The organism is Lysinibacillus sp. UBA6686, assembly GCF_002455205.1.
Classification (GTDB): Bacteria; Bacillota; Bacilli; order Bacillales_A; family Planococcaceae; genus Lysinibacillus; species Lysinibacillus pakistanensis.
This window is the reverse complement of the sequence record NZ_DKJS01000023.1, coordinates 116,316-134,037: the sequence shown is the minus strand read 5'-3', so window position 1 is coordinate 134,037 and position 17,722 is coordinate 116,316. Positions and strand designations below refer to the sequence as shown.

Annotated in this window: 18 protein-coding genes and 1 riboswitch; of the genes, 14 read left to right on the top strand and 4 right to left on the bottom strand. The window is 34.3% G+C overall.

The genetic code is table 11. The features are described 5' to 3' along the window. Positions 1-2: 2 nt before the first annotated feature. From B2R82_RS06475 to dut, 7 genes are all read left to right on the top strand, one after another. The gene (locus B2R82_RS06475; protein WP_286924073.1) at positions 3-686 is read left to right on the top strand and encodes a response regulator transcription factor; all 684 of its coding nucleotides are present in this window, start codon (positions 3-5) and stop codon (positions 684-686) included. A 330-nt stretch (positions 687-1,016) separates the two neighbouring features. Beyond that, complete coding sequence (locus B2R82_RS06470; protein ID WP_286924072.1) at positions 1,017-2,033, top strand: alpha/beta hydrolase; 1,017 nt, start codon at positions 1,017-1,019, stop codon at positions 2,031-2,033. A 589-nt stretch (positions 2,034-2,622) separates the two neighbouring features. Beyond that, positions 2,623-2,800: riboswitch (cobalamin riboswitch) on the top strand. Positions 2,801-2,920: 120 nt separating this feature from the next. Beyond that, complete coding sequence (locus B2R82_RS06465; RefSeq protein ID WP_286924071.1) at positions 2,921-3,145, top strand: glutaredoxin family protein; 225 nt, start codon at positions 2,921-2,923, stop codon at positions 3,143-3,145. Then, positions 3,142-3,501, top strand: coding sequence for a class Ib ribonucleoside-diphosphate reductase assembly flavoprotein NrdI (gene nrdI / locus B2R82_RS06460; RefSeq protein WP_286924070.1), 360 nt, complete (start codon positions 3,142-3,144; stop codon positions 3,499-3,501). The genes B2R82_RS06465 and nrdI overlap by 4 nt, the downstream gene beginning before the upstream one ends. Further along, the gene (nrdE, locus tag B2R82_RS06455; protein WP_286924069.1) at positions 3,498-5,591 is read left to right on the top strand and encodes a class 1b ribonucleoside-diphosphate reductase subunit alpha; all 2,094 of its coding nucleotides are present in this window, start codon (positions 3,498-3,500) and stop codon (positions 5,589-5,591) included. The genes nrdI and nrdE overlap by 4 nt, the downstream gene beginning before the upstream one ends. Further along, positions 5,579-6,547 carry a class 1b ribonucleoside-diphosphate reductase subunit beta gene (nrdF, locus tag B2R82_RS06450; RefSeq protein WP_286924068.1) on the top strand — a complete coding sequence of 323 codons (969 nt, stop codon included), beginning with the start codon at positions 5,579-5,581 and terminating at the stop codon, positions 6,545-6,547. The genes nrdE and nrdF overlap by 13 nt, the downstream gene beginning before the upstream one ends. Positions 6,548-6,559: 12 nt before the next feature. Continuing rightward, complete coding sequence (dut, locus tag B2R82_RS06445) at positions 6,560-6,997, top strand: dUTP diphosphatase (RefSeq protein ID WP_286924066.1); 438 nt, start codon at positions 6,560-6,562, stop codon at positions 6,995-6,997. Positions 6,998-7,153: 156 nt separating this feature from the next. On the opposite strand, the gene B2R82_RS06440 is transcribed toward dut, so the two are convergent. Continuing rightward, the gene (locus B2R82_RS06440) at positions 7,154-8,152 is read right to left on the bottom strand and encodes an NADPH:quinone oxidoreductase family protein (protein WP_286924065.1); all 999 of its coding nucleotides are present in this window, start codon (positions 8,150-8,152) and stop codon (positions 7,154-7,156) included. Between the two features lie 126 nt (positions 8,153-8,278). On the opposite strand from B2R82_RS06440, the gene B2R82_RS06435 reads away from it, so the two are divergent. After that, entirely contained in the window at positions 8,279-8,866 is a 588-nt protein-coding gene (locus B2R82_RS06435; protein WP_286924064.1) for a TetR/AcrR family transcriptional regulator, read from the top strand. Positions 8,867-9,094: 228 nt separating this feature from the next. Then, entirely contained in the window at positions 9,095-9,871 is a 777-nt protein-coding gene (locus tag B2R82_RS06430; protein WP_376781221.1) for a DUF817 domain-containing protein, read from the top strand. Between the two features lie 239 nt (positions 9,872-10,110). Here B2R82_RS06430 and B2R82_RS06425 read toward each other — a convergent pair whose 3' ends face one another. Both B2R82_RS06425 and B2R82_RS06420 read right to left on the bottom strand, forming a co-directional pair. Then, positions 10,111-11,112 (bottom strand): LysR family transcriptional regulator, encoded by a 1,002-nt coding sequence (locus B2R82_RS06425; protein ID WP_286924062.1) that lies wholly within the window; start codon positions 11,110-11,112, stop codon positions 10,111-10,113. A gap of 55 nt (positions 11,113-11,167) precedes the next feature. Further along, a complete protein-coding gene (locus B2R82_RS06420) occupies positions 11,168-11,797 on the bottom strand; it encodes a YczE/YyaS/YitT family protein (RefSeq protein WP_286924061.1) in 630 nt (209 codons plus the stop codon). Between the two features lie 113 nt (positions 11,798-11,910). Between B2R82_RS06420 and B2R82_RS06415 the strand changes: the two genes are divergently transcribed. From B2R82_RS06415 to B2R82_RS06395, 5 genes are all read left to right on the top strand, one after another. After that, positions 11,911-12,363: a MarR family winged helix-turn-helix transcriptional regulator gene (locus B2R82_RS06415; protein WP_286924060.1), complete on the top strand. Its 453-nt coding sequence runs from the start codon at positions 11,911-11,913 to the stop codon at positions 12,361-12,363. A gap of 181 nt (positions 12,364-12,544) precedes the next feature. Then, on the top strand, positions 12,545-13,063 hold the full coding sequence (locus B2R82_RS06410; RefSeq protein ID WP_286924059.1) for a GNAT family N-acetyltransferase: 519 nt from the start codon (positions 12,545-12,547) through the stop codon (positions 13,061-13,063). A 534-nt stretch (positions 13,064-13,597) separates the two neighbouring features. After that, positions 13,598-13,903 carry a hypothetical protein gene (locus B2R82_RS06405; RefSeq protein WP_286924058.1) on the top strand — a complete coding sequence of 102 codons (306 nt, stop codon included), beginning with the start codon at positions 13,598-13,600 and terminating at the stop codon, positions 13,901-13,903. A 3-nt stretch (positions 13,904-13,906) separates the two neighbouring features. Next, on the top strand, positions 13,907-14,539 hold the full coding sequence (locus B2R82_RS06400; RefSeq protein WP_286924057.1) for a hypothetical protein: 633 nt from the start codon (positions 13,907-13,909) through the stop codon (positions 14,537-14,539). 251 nt (positions 14,540-14,790) lie between these two features. Next, complete coding sequence (locus B2R82_RS06395) at positions 14,791-16,065, top strand: NtaA/DmoA family FMN-dependent monooxygenase (RefSeq protein ID WP_286924056.1); 1,275 nt, start codon at positions 14,791-14,793, stop codon at positions 16,063-16,065. Positions 16,066-16,748: 683 nt separating this feature from the next. Here the strand turns inward: B2R82_RS06395 and B2R82_RS06390 are convergent. After that, the gene (locus B2R82_RS06390) at positions 16,749-17,645 is read right to left on the bottom strand and encodes a LysR family transcriptional regulator (protein ID WP_286924055.1); all 897 of its coding nucleotides are present in this window, start codon (positions 17,643-17,645) and stop codon (positions 16,749-16,751) included. Positions 17,646-17,722: the final 77 nt, after the last annotated feature.

Below are 17,722 nucleotides of genomic sequence, written 5' to 3'. Positions count from 1 at the left end.
TGATGGTGATTAAAGCGGCAATAGTTGAAGATCAAGAGATTTTAAGAAAAAGCTTAAAAATTGTGATTGAAAGTATTTCTGACATTGAGATTGTTGGTACTGCAGAAAATGGGGAAAAGGCAATTGATTTATGCGAAATGGAAAGCCTTGATATTCTATTAATGGATATTCAAATGCCAGTGATGGATGGTGTAAAGGCAACAGATGAAATAAAAAAACGTTGGCCACATATAAAAGTGATAATACTGACTACTTTTCAAGAGGTTAATCACGTTTTGGATGCTTTAAACGCCGGTGCAGATGGTTATATATTAAAGGCTGTTGATCCAGAATTTTTAATTCAGGGTATTAAAATGGTCTACAACGGAGGTTCTCTCATCCCTCAACAATTAGCAAAAGAGGTGTTTGGTCAGATACAAATAAAGAAAAACGAGCACCCAGAACATCTTGACGATAACCTTATAAATCATCCATATGATTTAAATAATCAAGAATTAAGGGTTTTAAAATATTTAACCCAAGGATTATCCAATAAAGACATTTCAGAAAAGATGTTTCTTTCAATTGGAACTGTAAAAAACTATATTTCTACCATTTATTCAAAATTAAACGTTAAAAATAGATCTTCAGCTATTATTAAAGCAATGGAAGAGAGTCTTATAGTAGATAAAAAAACATTAAAGTAAAAGAGTGTAGATAAAGTTCAACCGACTTTGTCTACGCTCTTTTTTTATATTAGTAGATTTAAATTCATGGCAAAAGCCACTTATTTTTAAAGAAGTAATATGTATTAGCCAAAGGTCATAAAATGTCGTTTTTTAATGACTTTTTATTGACTTGCTGGCACTACAGCATATTACCTTTCATTGGTAGAGTAATGAATAAGGGAGGTAAAAATACACAAGCTTAAATCCATTTCATAATAAGGATTGCTAAAAAATGGCCTCACAATATTTAAAAGCATGTATTGGATCATAAATTAAATTACATTAGCAGAAAGGAATTAATAGAATTAGATGAAAAATATAAAGAAAATAATAAAATATATGGGAGTAATTATTATAATAATATTGTTATTAGTACTTTTTCGTCCCACATGGACTTCGAATATAAAAGGGGATAACAGTATTAGCGTTTTAGAACAAGTTAAGATCAATGGTACAAAACAGCAAATCATGATTAGAGGTCGTGATCAAAATAACCCGGTCATTATATATGTACACGGGGGACCGAGTGTGTCCGAAATTCCTTATGCCAAGTACGAAGACTTATTAGAAAAGGATTTCACTGTCGTTAATTACGATCAAAGAGGAAGCGGTAAATCGTATCATTTTAATGAGGATTATTCTAACTTAACGGCAGATGTACTTGTAGATGATTTATTAGAACTTACGGATTATATTTCAAAACGATTTGGTAAAGAGAAAGTGATCCTAATAGGTCATTCTTACGGCACATACTTAGGAACAATGGCTGCTTATAAAGCTCCAGAAAAATATGAAGCCTATATTGGGATTGGTCAGATGAGCAATATGCAAGAAAGTGAAATAGATAATTTGAATAATACGATAAGTGAAGCGAAAAAAGCCGGAAATACAGAAGATGTGAAGTACTTACAGGGGGTCGCTGAAAAAATACATGCTGGAGAGGCAGTGACTCCAAGAGGCTATGTGTATAAGTACGGCGGCGCTACAAGACTTATTAATATGTCGGATGGCGATATACTATTAAGTCGTGAATATAATTTATTAGATTTAATTCGCTATACATATGGAGTTGCTAATTCACAAGAACAGCTTGTAAAAGAAACCTTGGATAAGCCGCTACCTAAGATCGTTACCAAACTTGAGCTACCATTTTATTTTGTAATGGGTAAATACGACGCTATGACTTCATCTAATGCAGCAAAAAATTATTTTGATAGGATTGAAGCGGATCAAAAGGAGTTTATTTCTTTCGAGGAGTCAGCTCATTATCCAAATTTTGAGGAGAAGGAAAAATTTTATCAATGGATGTGCGATACATTTAAGTAGAGCAGCATAGATACATGCCTAAATGGAATGAAAATACTTTTCCTAACAAATAGAATTTACGACAAATGGAAAAATGATATTTAAAGAGTGAAGAGGCTAATAGTTTCTTTTGTAGTTCAAAAAATGGTAAAGTGAAGGAAGTCTATGATAGAGAACATAAAATGCGCTGGACGTCTGAATTTAATAAGGACTATCTTTATTTATCGGCTAGAATAATATGTAAGGATTTATCAACAATCAAAAGTTTAACAGTCTATTATTCTTCGGAATAAGGACTGTTTTTATGTAAAGAATTATTGTATTAGCTTATGCCTATATTTTTGATGTTATATTCCAAAAAAGTATTTACATAATTACTTCTTGCAAGGAAAGGCAGGAAAATGACTTTAAATACATAGTGTTACTACTTTCATAAAAATAATTCTTTATCAGATGTCTATTATTGTTTATAGCGTTAGGAACTATTTATCCACTTGCTTAATATCATTTTGCGGAAAATATCGAATAATCTTACTATTAAGAAGTCTCTAATCTAGATTTACTTTTATTTTGAAGGATGGTACACTTAGTTCTATCGGAAAACAATATATTGTGTTTGTTTTATTAAGGTACTACTATATGTAGTTTAATAGGGAAGTTCGGTGCAATACCGACGCTGTCCCCGCAACTGTAAAGCTGACGATGATTTAAGCCACTGTGCTTTCGCATGGGAAGGAAATCAGAGAATGAAGCAAAGCCAGGAGACCTGCCTATATAAAACACAACAATCATTTCTTCGGGGATTAAGGAATGGGGACGTAGCTATTTTTATGTGTTTTTAACGTTTCCATTTTAGGCTGTCTCTCTTTGAAGAGATAGCCTTTTATTTTATGAAAAGAGGGATTTATATGAAACTTTATACAAAAACAATTTGTCCTAAATGTCTTTGGGTAAAATCTGAATTACAACGAGTAGGAATTGAAGCAGAAATTGTAAATATTGACCATGATGAAAAAGCAAAGCAAACTATTATAGATGCAGGATTTTTAAGCGTGCCAGTTCTTGAATATAATGAGACATTTATAGGGGATGTTAAGGAAATTGTTTCTCAAATCGAGCTGATTTCACTATGATTATTTATGCTAGTCGTACAGGTAATGTCCGAAATGTTGTCTCAAAATTAAAGGGGAAATCAATGGAGCTGTCTGAGGAATTACAGTTGAGTGAGCCCTACCTTTTAATCACATACACAGACGGATTAGGTGATATCCCTGCAAAGGTAGCTCGTTTTTTAGAACAAAACGGAAATTACTGTAAGGGAGTAGTTGTAAGTGGCAACAGTAATTTCGGCCATACAGTATTTGGCGCTGCTGGCGAGAAAATTGCAGCAAAGTATCATGTGCCTCTAGTGCGTAAATTAGATTTACGAGGAAATCAAACTGATTATGATGCAATACAAACGTTTTATGAAATGAGGGTCATCGCGTGAAAACATATTTAAAGCTTAATAATGATGTACTAAATCGTTATAGTACAACAGGTCAATTAGAGTTAGAAAAGGATCGAGAAGCAACACGCCGTTACTTTTTAGAATATGTAAACGTGCGTCTCCGTTACTTTATTGATATTGAAGAAAAAATCCGTTATTTAGTCGATGAGGGTTATTATGAAAAAGAATTTATCGATATGTATGAGATGGAATTTATTAAAAAGCTATACAAAAAGGCATATGATTATCATTTCCGTTTTCCATCCTTTATGAGTGCAAGTAAATTTTACGATAGTTATGCCATGAAGAGTCGTGATGGGGAAGAAATTTTAGAAAAATATGAGGACCGTATTGTCATTATTGCTTTGTATTTAGCACAAGGCGACACAATATTAGCAGAACGCTCTGTTGAAGCGATGATGGAGGCGTATCAGCCTGCAACTCCAACGGCTTTAAATAGTGGAAAGAAAGCACGTGGAGAACTAGTAAGCTGCTTTAAATTATCAATGGATGACTCTATGAATAGTATTGCTGAAAATATAGGGTATTGTTTGGAGCTATCACGCCTTGGTGGTGGAGTTGGAGTAAACTTAACAGATTTACGTCCTTTAGGAGATCCAATTAAAGAGATTCTAAATCGTGCAAGTGGTGTAATCCCAGTAGCGAAACTATTAGAAAATTCTTTCAGTTATTCCAATCAGCTTGGACAACGAAATGGCTCGGGCGTAGTCTATCTAAATATTTTTCATGCTGATATAGAAAATTTTATTTCATCCAAAAAACCAAATGCTGATGATAAAATTCGTCTCGCAACTCTATCGACAGGCATTATTATACCAAGTATTTTCTTTGAACTTATGAAACGTGATAAAGATATTGTATTGTTTAGTCCTTATGATATTTTTAAAGAATATGGTAAGCGTATGTCTGAAATTTCAATTACAGAAATGTATTACGAGCTGCTAGATAATCAGAAAATTCGTAAAATTAAGCGTTTGAATGCACGTAAGCTTTATACAGAGGTAAAAAAAGCGCAATTTGAATCGGGCTATCCATTTGAAATTTTTGATGATAATGTTAATAACGTGCATCCGCTTAAAAATATTGGTCGTGTGAAAATGTCAAATTTATGTACAGAAATATTGCAAGTTCAAGAAACAAGTATTATTACTGACCAAGATGTGCCGAATGAATATGGGCTAGATGTATCCTGTAACTTAGGTTCAATTGATATCCATGCAGCAAGCAAAGTAACTAATTTTGAAACATTAGTCGATACAGCTATGCATCTATTAACAAATGTGTCACAAATGACGAACATCAAGAATGTACCCCCTGTTGCAAAAGCAAATAAATTAATGCATTCAGTAGGGCTTGGTTGTATGAATCTCCACGGCCATCTTGTTACTGAGGGAATCATGTATGGCTCAAAGGATTCTATTGATTTTATGGACCATTTTATGGAGGCGATGAATTATTTTTCACTCAAATCTTCAATGGTGATGGCAAAAGAAAGAGGCGAAACATTCTACCGATTTGAGGAAAGTGACTATGCTTCAGGTATTTACTTTAATCAATATATAAATAAAACAGAGGAAGAACTGTCACCTGCTGTGCTAAAAGCGCTTGGAAATATTCCAATCATAACAGCAAAAATGTGGGAGAATTTAAAGCAGGATGTTATGCAATATGGATTATTTCATTCATATCGTTTGGCGATTGCACCTACTGGAAGTATTTCTTACATCCGTAGCTGTACGGCTTCTATTGCTCCTTGTACAGAGCGCGTAGAGGTACGTGATTATGCGGATAGCCGAACAATTTATCCAATGCCACATTTAACAAATGAAAACAGTCATTTATATGTAGAAGCATATGATATTGATCCATATGACTTAATCGATTTATATGCAGCCTCTCAAAAACATGTTGACCAAGGCATTTCGATGACGCTTTATGTAACTGACAATTGGACTACAGAACAATTGGCTAAAGTATATATTTATGCATGGATAAAGGGAATTAAGTCCGTTTACTATGTTCGCCAACGTTTACAAAGCTTAGAGGAGTGTGTAGCATGTCAAATATAATATATGAGGCAGTCAATTGGAATAAGGCAACGAGTGAACTTGCACAAATATTTTGGGACCAGCAATGGAAGCAAATTTGGTTTCCTGAAGAAATTGCGGTCAGCAAAGATATTAAACAGTGGAAAAGCTTTGAGCATCAAGACACGTATAAAAAAGTGTTCGCAGGATTAACGTTACTGGATACCGTCCAAACAAATATAGGGATGAATCGTGTGGCCGCTTATACAGACGATTTACAGGAGAAGGCGGTCCTAACTGTTTTTGATGCATTTGAGGCCATCCATGCCAAATCCTATTCTTATATTTTCACAACGCTTTGTACAAACGAAGAAATAGATGAGCTATTTGAATGGGTTAAGAAAAATGAATTTCTACAGTATAAGGCCAATAAAATTGCAGCTATTTATAATAGTATTGAAGAAGACAATCCAGAAAGCTTATGGAAAGCGATGTTCTCCTCCGTTATGCTTGAATCTTTCCTTTTCTATTCTGGCTTTTTCTACCCGCTATACTTAGGAGGACAAGGCTTCCTACGAAACAGTGCTGAAATTATTTCGCTTATTTTACGCGACGAATCCATCCATGGTGTCGCAGTTGGCTTTTTTGCTCAAAATCTATTCAAGAAATTTTCAAAAGAAAAACAAGAAGAGCTACGTTTATGGGGCTATGAATTATTACTAGATTTATATCAAAATGAAATGAAATATACGGATGATATTTATGCGGAAACAGGATTATCTCCTGAAGTCAAAGCCTATGTACGCTATAATGCTAATAAAGCGTTAATGAATGTCGGCTTCGAATCAATGTTCCCAGAAGAAGAAGTCAATCCTATTGTGATGAATGGTATTCGTAATGAAGGCTCCACATATGACTTCTTTTCACAAAAGGGCTCGACTTATGCCAAGGCAAAAGTAGCACCGATTACAGACGACACATTTAATTTTAATCGTTAAGGATGAAAAATAATGAACTTAGACGTAAAAATCAAAAGAATACATGCTGATGCTATGCTTCCGATGCAGGCCAATCCAGGTGATGCTGGAATGGATCTTTATTCAATTGAGGCAGCAGAGATTCCAGCAGGACAAGCTAAACTAATTAAAACAGGCTTACAAATTGAATTACCAAAAGGAACGGAAGCTCAAATTCGTCCAAGAAGCGGACTAGCATTAAAACATAGTATAACAGTTCTAAATAGTCCAGGCACAATTGATGAAGGCTATAGGGGCGAAATAGGTGTTATCTTAATCAATCATGGTAAAGAGACATTTATAGTAGAAAAATCAATGCGTATTGCTCAAATGGTCATTCAGCTTGTGCCTACAATTCAATTGCTAGAAGTAAATGAATTATCGCCTACTGTTCGTGGAACGTCTGGGTTTGGGGCAAGTGGTGTAAAATAAGGTTAGTTAAATTTTGAAAGAAATTCTATAACTGAAAAGGAATTAGGTTCGGTATTACTGAACTTAATTCTTTTTTTATTGCCACCATAAACAATGCAACCAACTGGCATCCGATAAAATAAAGAAAGCAGATGGCTGCATAGTATTTTTAGGCTACTAATCGCATAATTTCACAAGTATTCTCCCTCTAGCTTGACCTTTTAGTAAAATAGGGAGAACATCAGGAAGTTGCTGAAGTGTTACTTCTTGATGAATGAAATTTTCAAGATTTGCTGGTTTAAAATCCTCCGCTAAACGATTCCATGTTTTCAATCGAATGTCCATTGGGCAATAAACAGAATCAATCCCCAGTAAATTAACCCCTCGTAAAATAAACGGGAAGACGCTTGTAGGAAGTTGTGTTCCAGCTGTTAATCCGCTGATAGCAACAGCCCCACCATAGTGAATTTGACTTAATAAGGAGGCGAGTGGCTCTCCACCTACAGAATCAACAGCAGCTGCCCATTTCTGTTTGCCTAATGCTCTGATTTTCCCGTCAAATACTTCTTCACGAGAAACAATCGAAGTGGCTCCAAGACTATTCAAATACTCATGTTCAGATTCTTTTCCAGTACTTGCTTCTACCTGATAACCTAGTGTTGATAAGATAGACACAGCAAAGCTGCCTACACCACCTGTTGCACCAGTCACAAGTATTTTCCCTTTTTCAGGGTTAACACCATTCTCCTCCAACCTTTGAATAGACAATGCTGCTGTAAATCCTGCAGTGCCAATAACCATTGCTTCTTTTAGGGAGAGACCCTTTGGAAGTGGAACAACCCATTTAGATGGGATACGAGCATATTCACTAAAGCCACCAAAATGGGTTACACCAATTTCATAGCTAGTTGCAATCACCTCGTCACCTTCTTTAAATTGAGGATCTTCTGAGGAAACAACGATCCCAGCTAAATCTATTCCAGGTACGAAAGGATATGAAGTAACAATTTTACCATTGGGAATCGTAGCAAGACTATCTTTATAATTAATGCCAGAGTAACTTACTTTAATTAATACCTCACCATTTGGTAGATCATTTAAAGTAAGATTGTTAACATGTACTGTGAATTCTTCATCTTGATTGACTACTAACGCTCTAAAGCTTTCTATTGTCATCGTAAACATCCTCCTACAATTTAATTCCATTAAACAGTAACAAAATTATTCTGACCGGTCAATATAAAAATTGGCATTTACCCTTTATTCATGTATAATGCTTTTAACAAGTCACTGGAGGCTCCTATGAAAAAGAAAGAGGAAGAACGAAAAAAGCAGATTATGAAAGCAGCCTTTAATGCTGTTTCAAGCTTAGGCTATGATAATGTCACACTACAGGATATTGCCAATCATGCGAATGTTTCAAAAGGAGTAGTTCACTACTACTTTACGAGCAAACAAAACATATTATTAGAATTACTGGAATCTATTACCAATAAAATATATAGTTATGAAATAAAAGAAATCGCCAAGTATCAGACGGCTATTGAAAAACTTCAAGCCTACGTAAATGCTGTTTTTGTATCACCCCAAGAAAATAAAAAATTTTATAGAGTGTATTTAGATTTTTTAGCTCAAGCAAACGGTAATGAAGAGTATAAAAAAATCAACTTAAAATTTTACGAGAATTGTTGGGGAATTGGACGAGAAATCATTGAATTAGGAAAAACTGAAGATGTTTTTAGTCAGGATATTGATTCACTAACAAATGCAAAAATGATACGTGCCATTATTGATGGTTCATTAATTCAATGGCTAACATGTGATTTAGAAGAACAACATAAATTTTATAAAGATACCTGTTTTCATAGTTTGTTGAAATTATTAAAATAGCAGGAGTGAGTTTATTACCCGATAGTTAGATAAAAATCTAACTATCGGGTTTTTTATGACGTATATAAGTATTACCACCAATGAAGAAAAGAAAAGACGTTTTTCACATATTTTAGTTCCAAGATACAGCCTAATAAATTTATTGATTATCAATAAAAATATATTCATTTTTGATAAAATATCTTATATTCTTCTAACAAGAGTTTGAAGTTAGTTCTATTGAGGTGAATGAATTTGAAGAGTTTTTTTAAAGATTTAGCTTACTTTATTTATCATCAATCATTATCTTGTATTTTCCCTGTTGTGATATTTATGACACTTGCACTTTCAAACGCAATCCAAATACCTGGCATTTCAAGATACGACTTTATATTAATCATTTGTCTTTTGGCACAATATCTTATGTATAAATTTAAATTGGAATCAAAAGATGAATTGAAAGTTATTTTTCTATTTCATATGATTGGGCTTGTACTAGAAATATATAAAGTGAATTTTAACTCTTGGTCATATCCAGAAGAAGCGTGGACAAAAATTTGGGGGGGGCCTTTATATAGTGGTTTTATGTATGCCAGTGTGGCAAGCTATATTTGTCAAGCCTGGCGCAGGTTTGATTTAGCAATCGTTAACTGGCCAAAGAGTTATTTTGCAATCCCACTTGGAGCCATGATCTATTTAAATTTTTTTACCCATCATTTTATTTATGATTTTCGATGGCTTTTAATGGCTACTCTTTTTATTGTATTCTACCGTACGATTGTCAAATTTACAGTGCGCAAAAAAATTTATAAAATGCCGATCGTTATATCATTCTTTTTAATTGGATTTTTCATTTGGGTAGCCGAAAATATTGCAACGTTCTTTGGCGCATGGTCTTATCCCAATCAAGAAATTTCATGGGAAATCGTCCATTTTGGTAAAATAAGCTCTTGGTTTTTACTTGTTGTGATAAGCATCATGATTGTTGCGCAGCTTAAATTATTCTATCGAAATACGGTAGAGTGAAAGCATTATTGATTATCTATTGAAAACCTTATGCTTTTCATGTTGTCGAAAACTATTAGGTCAATGACATGAAGGGATGGCTGTCAGCTTTCGCACAATTCTCTTGCAGCATTAGAGAAGGCTGGTAATCATTGCATACCACATTTTATTAGAAGAGGCACTTATCTGTTCAACTTGCAAAGACAAAATGAAAATCCACTGCATTCAGCAAATATGCTTAGTACAGTGGATTTTGATTGTTATGGAGACTTTAATAATGTTTGAATTAACCGTTTACTCTTTTCTGAAATGGACAATCCTGCTTTTTCAAGTCCCTCTATCATAAGGTGAATAAAAGCTTTCGCAGCAAAATTAATAAATTTATCTTTTCTATAAAGAAGTACAATTTCTCTTGTTAATGGTGGATTGCATATAGGGCGCTCACAAATTGCAGTCGATTGATGTAAATTACAAAGTGTTTTGGAAATAATTGTTGCGCCAACATTTTGTTCTACTAATTTAAAAATAGCGTCTATACTTGCTGTTTCTATCTTAGGCTTGACATGAAGCTTTTCTTTATGAGCTGCACGATCAATTACTTTTCTACATTGGTGAATTGTTGGAAATAATATAAGTGGGAGCTCTAAAATATTCTTAAAAGGTATTGTTTTAGAAGCTGCTAATGGATGATTACTATGAGCAACGAATCGTAGTTCCTCCGTAAACAGCGAAATGATTTTTAGCTGCTCCTCCTCATAATCGAAATACTCTTGCTTATAGGTTATAGCAAAATCAATTTTATTGTCTTTAAATTGTTTTAGCACATCATCCGAGCTATTTATGCAGACTTGCACATCTGGATATTCCAGATGATAGTCTAACAAATAATCTGACACTAAATTTGTTAATTCACCAGGTAAAGTTCCAATAACTAATTTCCCTGCTTTTACCTCTTTAAGCTCAATAATTTGGTTTGTTGTATTATCAATGGCTCGAAATATATGGGTACATTGCTCATATAAAATTTTACCAGCATCTGTAATAGCTATTTTTTTCCCTAGACGATCGAAAAGTGGGATGCCAAGTTCATTTTCTAATACTTTAATTTGATGGCTTAACGTAGGCTGAGAAATATTCAATTTTTCGGCAGCCTTTGTAAAATGAAGCTCCCTACACAGTATTAAAAAATATTCAAGCTGTCGTATTTCCATATACGTACCTTCTTTTATTAAATAAATTTCTTCTATTATAGCATTATTCATAGAGAGAAATGGATTAAAGTATGGAGGAACTTACGAATCAATCATTTTGAGTTATCTAATCATTATAGTCATTTGGTAATGTACTGGAGTAACTAAAAATGTGTTCGAGAGCTTTCTTAGTAACTGGCATAAAATAATTTAGTAATAGTCCTCCAAAACAAACAGTTAATAAAGTTCCAATGCCGGTTGGTCCATGTAAAATCATTGCCATTATTAAGAATACAAGGTAAATGATTGTCCTTGCCAAAAATATATTTGTCCTAGTTAATTTTTGGATGATGAATGTTAATCGGTCCAAGGGGATTGGAGCAAAATTTGTCTGCAAATAAGTTGCCGTTCCCAAACCGATAACTACTAAGCCGATACTAAAATAGACAATTTTACTGTACCATAACTCGGGTGTTACAAAATTGTGCAATAAGAACAGCCACATATCAATTCCTATACCTGTGATCAATGCTGTTAGCAACCCTAAAACTTCTGGCCTTTGTTTTTGTAAAAGTGAATTACAACCTACTATTATTAAAGCGATTATTACCTCCCAGCTACCCACCGTAAATCCTACACTTTTGGACAGCCCTACTAATAGGGCATCAAAAGGTGAGGTCCCCAAATCTGATTGTATTGTCAAAGAAATACCAAAGGTTAATAGTAATATTCCTACCACGTAAAAGATATATTTCATTGCACTTTACCTCTTTATCATTACTTTTTTGTTGTAAATACAACAAAAATCGGTTATATTAAATATATTCCTTTTTTATTGTATTTACAACAAAAAATTGTGAGGAGATAGTGATGAAAGAAATCCTACGAGAGATTGGAATGATTGCTAGGGCATTAGATTCTATAAGTAATATAGAATTTAAGGAATTAGATCTTACAAAAGGACAATATTTGTACCTTGTTCGAATATGTGAAAACCCGGGAATCATTCAAGAAAAGTTAGCTGAGATGATTAAAGTAGACCGAACAACCGCAGCCCGTGCAATAAAACAGCTGGAGGTTCATGGTTTTGTTGAAAAAAAAGGTGATGAACACAACAAAAAAATAAAAAAACTCTTTCCAACAGATAAGGGAAAACAGGTATTTCCATTTATAAAAAGGGAAAATGATCATTCAAATCGTGTCGCATTAGCGGGACTTTCAGAAAGTGAAGGAGAAGTCCTTTTTCAACTTCTCCAAAAAGTTAGAAAAAATATAGAAATTGATTGGGAGTTTGTAAAAAAGGGGAACAAGAGAAATTATTAATTTTATCTTCATTCAGCAAATGTTTTTTGTAGCGGAAACATAGTGTTAAAACACCTACTGAATAAAGATAAAACCTCTACCGCGGATATCACGGATTTTCAAAGGAATAAATTGTGTGCACAATTCAAAATCTGGACGCAATTACGCCAAGGCGAAATTGATCTATAGGAGCTGATCGTAAATGACTATAAAAATAAATAAGTGCAATCAACAAGATCTACAATTACTTCAAGAAATAAGTATTGAAACTTTCAATGATACATTTAAAGATCAGAATTCAGCCGCAAATATGAAGGCTTATTTGGACAGTGCCTTTAACCTTAAACAATTGGAAAAAGAATTGTCTACGATTTCTTCGAATTTCTTTTTTATCTATTACAATGAAGAGTCTGCTGGATATTTAAAGATAAATATAAAGGATGCTCAATCCGAAAAAATGGGTGATGAGTCACTTGAAATTGAAAGGATTTATATTAGAAATAAATTTCAAGGTAAAGGGCTTGGAAAATATTTAATCAATAAAGCGATAGAACTGGCTATTGAACAAAACAAAAAGATGATTTGGCTAGGAGTTTGGGAAAGGAATGATAATGCCATTGGTTTTTATAAAAAGTTGGGTTTTGTCCAAACGGGCGCACATTCTTTTTATATGGGGGATGAGGATCAGATTGATATTATAATGTCCAAAACACTGAAATAGCTTTAATACGTAAATTTTAATAAAATGGTTTGTTGTCCCGTTCTTAATAGCTGGCGACAATTCAGAACTTCAAATAGAAGCATGCTTTCATTTAGGCATGCTTTTCTTTATTGTTTCATTTAAGTGCAGGTTTATCAAATAATACGTTTAGGTAATTAATGAATTTCGAAAATATCGATGCTAGGGAGGCCATTTAATAAAAAGATGGTGTTTCCTCACTTATAACCTTCAACAATTATTTTTCTTAAATGGTGAAAATAATAATGAATTTTTAGAGATGTTAAATGCCTTTTTTAAGCTTATTATTTGATTACTGTTTTTTTTGAACTATTTTAAGTGTTAACAAATAATGGGATTTTGTGTGTTGACGACAATACAAATATGCAGTAATATATATAATATAACAAATCAATACATATTATGGTAATAAATATATTTATTTGTAAAATATTGATAATTTATGGTAATTCCTCGATTTGTACGAAATAGAAATGAAGTTAATTTGAAGTAATTGGAGAATCAATCATCCTGTATATGACTTATGATACAACGACTGTTGCTCTATTTAAGCAGAATGGGTCTGGTTATCAGATGGTTTCAGGTTTTTACAATTATAATTTTGCTGGTCAACCTGTTAAACAAAAATGGTTTGCTAGTTTCAAAGCATCAAAATTCAACAGCTCATGCTATATACAACCTGTTTTAACATTATTATGGGAAGATTCTACAAGTGCAACATCTGGTACTCTAATGTTAAGTGATTCTGTTAATGCTGGTCTAATTGTGAAAGATAATGTTGTTGAAAACAAAGAAATTATATATGAACTAATGGAGGAGTAATTGATGAAAGTTACTTTTAATCCAATTAATAATTTAGGAACAGTTTCTACATTTCAAACAAAGCAAAGCAAACAAACTTTTAAGATTGAAGTTGGTGAAACTGATTCTAAACAAGAAAAAATTGAAGCATCGCGTGAAAAATATGCAGAATTTATACAATCTTGTAATGCCATTTATCAAGAAGCGGCGCCTACGCAGCTTGTTGATAAACAAACAAATTCCATCAATATTACTAACGGTGTGTACTATCATTTAGGTTCAGTAAATGGCAACCCTCTTAATGGCACGGCCTTGACTGGTGGTGGCTTTAATTCTAATTTTAGTCCTATGTTTAAAGAGTCAGCGCCTGGGACAGGGCTAACACCTGAACAAGCAGCCTCACTTAAAAGGCATCGGTCTTATTCACAAGCTGAGCATCAAGGGGCAAATGAACTTGTGGCTGTCTTTATGAGCCTCTCTCGGTTAGCAGAAGGAAAAAAATCTGTGGATAGTATGAATGATGATGCTATGTTTGCGCAACATTTCCCAAAATTCGCTGAGGGGATAGGGCTTGATTTAAGTCAACCGTTTACTATCAATGGTAAATCGTTTACTTATTCACAAGGAACATTGCAAACGATAGATACAGAAGATTAAACAAAAATTATCGGTAGGTATTCCAGTGAAATTAGTGGTAGATGTGTATTATATGTAAATACGGCAATAGGTTTCACCCTTTACGCTAGGATAATAATAGTTTACAAGAGCTTTGCTACGTTCGTGTAGCAGGGCTTTTTTCTTTTCACACGTAGAACAGTTACAGCTAATGCCGCTTATATTTATTGCATTCTATGAAAATAATCTATAAGATGGTAATGATAATCATTTTCAATTAAAAAGGAGAGTTAATGATGACTAAAAGACATCTTGTAATTGGCATGCACCTAGCTGTACATGGTGAGCAAGGTAAGACAGGTACTTTAATTGATGAACATATAGCATTTGCCAAGCGAGCAGAGGCGGCAAAATTAGATTTTATATTTAAGGCTGATTACTTAATAGCCCATCCAGAGTTAATTGCCAAAATGAAAGGGACGGTAGGGTTAGATCCTAGCTTTTTATTGGCAATGGTGGCAAGAGAAACGAAACAAATTGGTTTAGTAACAACCATATCAACATCATTCATACCACCTTATTTGATTGCACGTCAATTACAATCCTTGAATTGGATAAGTGAGGGGCGTGTAGGGTGGAATCTTGTCACATCCATTGATGGGGCGTATAATTTCAGCAATGATTTGATGCCTTCCTCAGAGGAGCGATATGCAAAGGCAGCGGAATGTAAGGAAGTTGTAGAACAGCTGTGGCACAGTAATCCTTATGAAGCATTAGAAGCTGATGGTGATTTTGAGAAAATTAAGGAGCTTGTAAAGCCAATTGATTATGAGGGAGCGTTTTTCCAGATTAAAGGACCATTAAATATACCGATGCATCCAGCAGGAGATATTCCGTTATTCCAAGCCGGTGCATCTGAGTCTGGACGTCAATTTGCTGCAACAGTATCAAATGCAATATTTGCTGCTACGCCAGTGATGGAAGTGGGTATTGAACTGCGTAACGATTTACGCAAGCGTGCTGTTGAGGTAGGACGTTTGGCAGATGATATTCGATTATTGCCAGGGCTCTATTTCTTTATTGGTGATACATATGAAGAGGCACTAGAAATGCACCGTCAAGCACACGCTCATTTAACACTTGACCGTCGTCATAATGCTTTAGAATCTGTTATTGGTATGAATATTCGTCATTTAACGTTACAGGATTATGTAACAGCAGAGATGCTACCGCCAGAGGATCAAATGGTACGTAGTAAAACACATGCTCAGCTTGTACGCCGTTATATTATTGAAAATAAACCGACAGTAGCCGAATTATTAGCACGTCCAGAGGTAATTGGTTCAGCACATCTTGTAGCAATTGGTACACCTCAAGATATTGTAGAGCAAATTGTCACATTTTATGAGAAAGGAGCATTAGATGGTTTTATTGCTGTGCCAGGTGGTCCTGCAAAATCCTTAGATTTATTCTTTAGCGATGTTATACCAGCGCTGGTGGAGCAGGGGTTATTCCGAGCTGAGTATGAAGGAAATACATTGCGCTCTCACTTAGGTTTAGATACTTAATTTATTAAATAGAGATGAAGGGCAAAGCGATAACACATGCTTTGCCTTTTATTATGTAGCGATAAATTGCAAAAGCAAAACATGAATCAGTGGTTGGGATAGTGTGAATAGCAAGTAGCTAGCGAAGAATGCAAAGCTCCTGACGATCACATTACTAGTCGATAAACATTAGGCCAGGTTGAACAACTTTACAATCCATAACTCAGGTTTCTTCAGAGCCGATTACAGGGCAGAATTAAATGGACCTTAGCGTTTTATTGAAACAATTAAGTTACAGTTTAAGTTTTATGATTGCCATTATCAGCCTCTTTCAAAAAAACGCTAGTTGAGCGATTAGGTGAAGCAGAAGAAGTTAACATATAGCTATTCCCTCAAGTGTTGTCATGGATGGAACAGTTTTTTAAAATGCTGAGGTGCGAAAAAATTCTAATATGTGCAACTTTTTCTAGTGCTAAAACTGGGATAGTGTGAAAGAGATTGTGATGTAATTTTTAGAAATCCCGAATTTCATCTTCTAAGTGAATTCGGGATTTTCTTGTTTGCTTAACCGTCTAAACCGCACCAAATAAATTTAAGACATTAATGGTAATAATCCCTACAATGTCGAAATTAGAATCACCAAAAGTTGTTCCTTCATAACTGATATCACCCATAAATATAAGTAGAGTTTATGTCAAAGTTTGCTATATTTTTAACTGTTTGGCTAAATCGTAAATGGACGATTTGACAAATGAATCTATTTTGCTATCTAAGCGAGATTTAGGATGAATTAGTTGAATTTTCCGATTTAGTGTATCATCTTCTAAATCTCTCTTCATTAATAGACCTGATCTTAATTCATCCTCAATGAGTGCAACTGACAGAAATGCAATTGTTTTTCCGAAAGTAAGCATTTTCTTTATGGTACTAACAGAATCCAACTCGATTGTATGAATGGATGGGTGGATTGGGTCCATCCATTTTTCGATAAAATGATTCGTTGAACTAGAGGAAGTGTGCAACAATACTTTATTTTTGAGGACATCCGATTTGGTGATGTCCTTTTTTGCTGCAAGTTCGTGACGAGGGCTTAATGCTAAAACAAGTGAATCTTCTCCAATTGTTTCATAAACAAGTGCCGCGTTTTCTTGCTTTGTTTCCATTATCAAACCAAAGTCTAACTCTTGAAGAGCTACCATTTTTTCAATGTCTGGGGCTGTTTTTACTTCAAGTGATATTCGGATTTCTGGATAAGCTGTCGAAATCTGATGAATAAGTTCTGGCATAAAAATATGGGCAGGTAATCCGCTAGCACCAAGACGAATGGAGCCGATATCACCTGCCAAAAGATTATCGACAAAGCGATTCATATCCTTTTGAAGCTGAACAATTTGGCGGGCATAGTGGTAGAGTCCTTCGCCGGCTTCTGTTAAACGATATCCCCCTGCATTTGTGCGAAATAAATGAATCCCATATTCCTCCTCAATCGAGCGGATATGAAAGGAAACTGTTGGCGCAGTAATGCCAAGCACTTTGGCAACAGGGGCTAATTTTTTTAATTCTACGAGTAGGCAAAATGCCTGTAATTTTACATTATTCATTTTATCCTCCTAAAGTAAATTAGAAAAAATCTTGCATTTGCTTAAGTTTATTAGAATTTTTTTAACGAGTTATTAAT

What these genes read in the sequence shown, in the direction of transcription:
- B2R82_RS06405 (WP_286924058.1), top strand. Translation starts at nt 13,598, where the DNA reads ATGACTTATGATACAACGACTGTTGCTCTATTTAAGCAGAATGGGTCT.
- B2R82_RS06415 (WP_286924060.1), top strand. Translation starts at nt 11,911, where the DNA reads ATGAAAGAAATCCTACGAGAGATTGGAATGATTGCTAGGGCATTAGAT.
- B2R82_RS06435 (WP_286924064.1), top strand. Translation starts at nt 8,279, where the DNA reads ATGAAAAAGAAAGAGGAAGAACGAAAAAAGCAGATTATGAAAGCAGCC.
- B2R82_RS06400 (WP_286924057.1), top strand. Translation starts at nt 13,907, where the DNA reads ATGAAAGTTACTTTTAATCCAATTAATAATTTAGGAACAGTTTCTACA.
- B2R82_RS06420 (WP_286924061.1), bottom strand. Translation starts at nt 11,797, where the DNA reads ATGAAATATATCTTTTACGTGGTAGGAATATTACTATTAACCTTTGGT.
- nrdI (WP_286924070.1), top strand. Translation starts at nt 3,142, where the DNA reads ATGATTATTTATGCTAGTCGTACAGGTAATGTCCGAAATGTTGTCTCA.
- B2R82_RS06470 (WP_286924072.1), top strand. Translation starts at nt 1,017, where the DNA reads ATGAAAAATATAAAGAAAATAATAAAATATATGGGAGTAATTATTATA.
- B2R82_RS06465 (WP_286924071.1), top strand. Translation starts at nt 2,921, where the DNA reads ATGAAACTTTATACAAAAACAATTTGTCCTAAATGTCTTTGGGTAAAA.
- B2R82_RS06425 (WP_286924062.1), bottom strand. Translation starts at nt 11,112, where the DNA reads ATGAATAATGCTATAATAGAAGAAATTTATTTAATAAAAGAAGGTACG.
- B2R82_RS06390 (WP_286924055.1), bottom strand. Translation starts at nt 17,645, where the DNA reads ATGAATAATGTAAAATTACAGGCATTTTGCCTACTCGTAGAATTAAAA.
- B2R82_RS06430 (WP_376781221.1), top strand. Translation starts at nt 9,095, where the DNA reads ATGAATTTGAAGAGTTTTTTTAAAGATTTAGCTTACTTTATTTATCAT.
- nrdF (WP_286924068.1), top strand. Translation starts at nt 5,579, where the DNA reads ATGTCAAATATAATATATGAGGCAGTCAATTGGAATAAGGCAACGAGT.
- B2R82_RS06395 (WP_286924056.1), top strand. Translation starts at nt 14,791, where the DNA reads ATGATGACTAAAAGACATCTTGTAATTGGCATGCACCTAGCTGTACAT.
- dut (WP_286924066.1), top strand. Translation starts at nt 6,560, where the DNA reads ATGAACTTAGACGTAAAAATCAAAAGAATACATGCTGATGCTATGCTT.
- B2R82_RS06440 (WP_286924065.1), bottom strand. Translation starts at nt 8,152, where the DNA reads ATGACAATAGAAAGCTTTAGAGCGTTAGTAGTCAATCAAGATGAAGAA.
- B2R82_RS06475 (WP_286924073.1), top strand. Translation starts at nt 3, where the DNA reads ATGGTGATTAAAGCGGCAATAGTTGAAGATCAAGAGATTTTAAGAAAA.
- B2R82_RS06410 (WP_286924059.1), top strand. Translation starts at nt 12,545, where the DNA reads ATGACTATAAAAATAAATAAGTGCAATCAACAAGATCTACAATTACTT.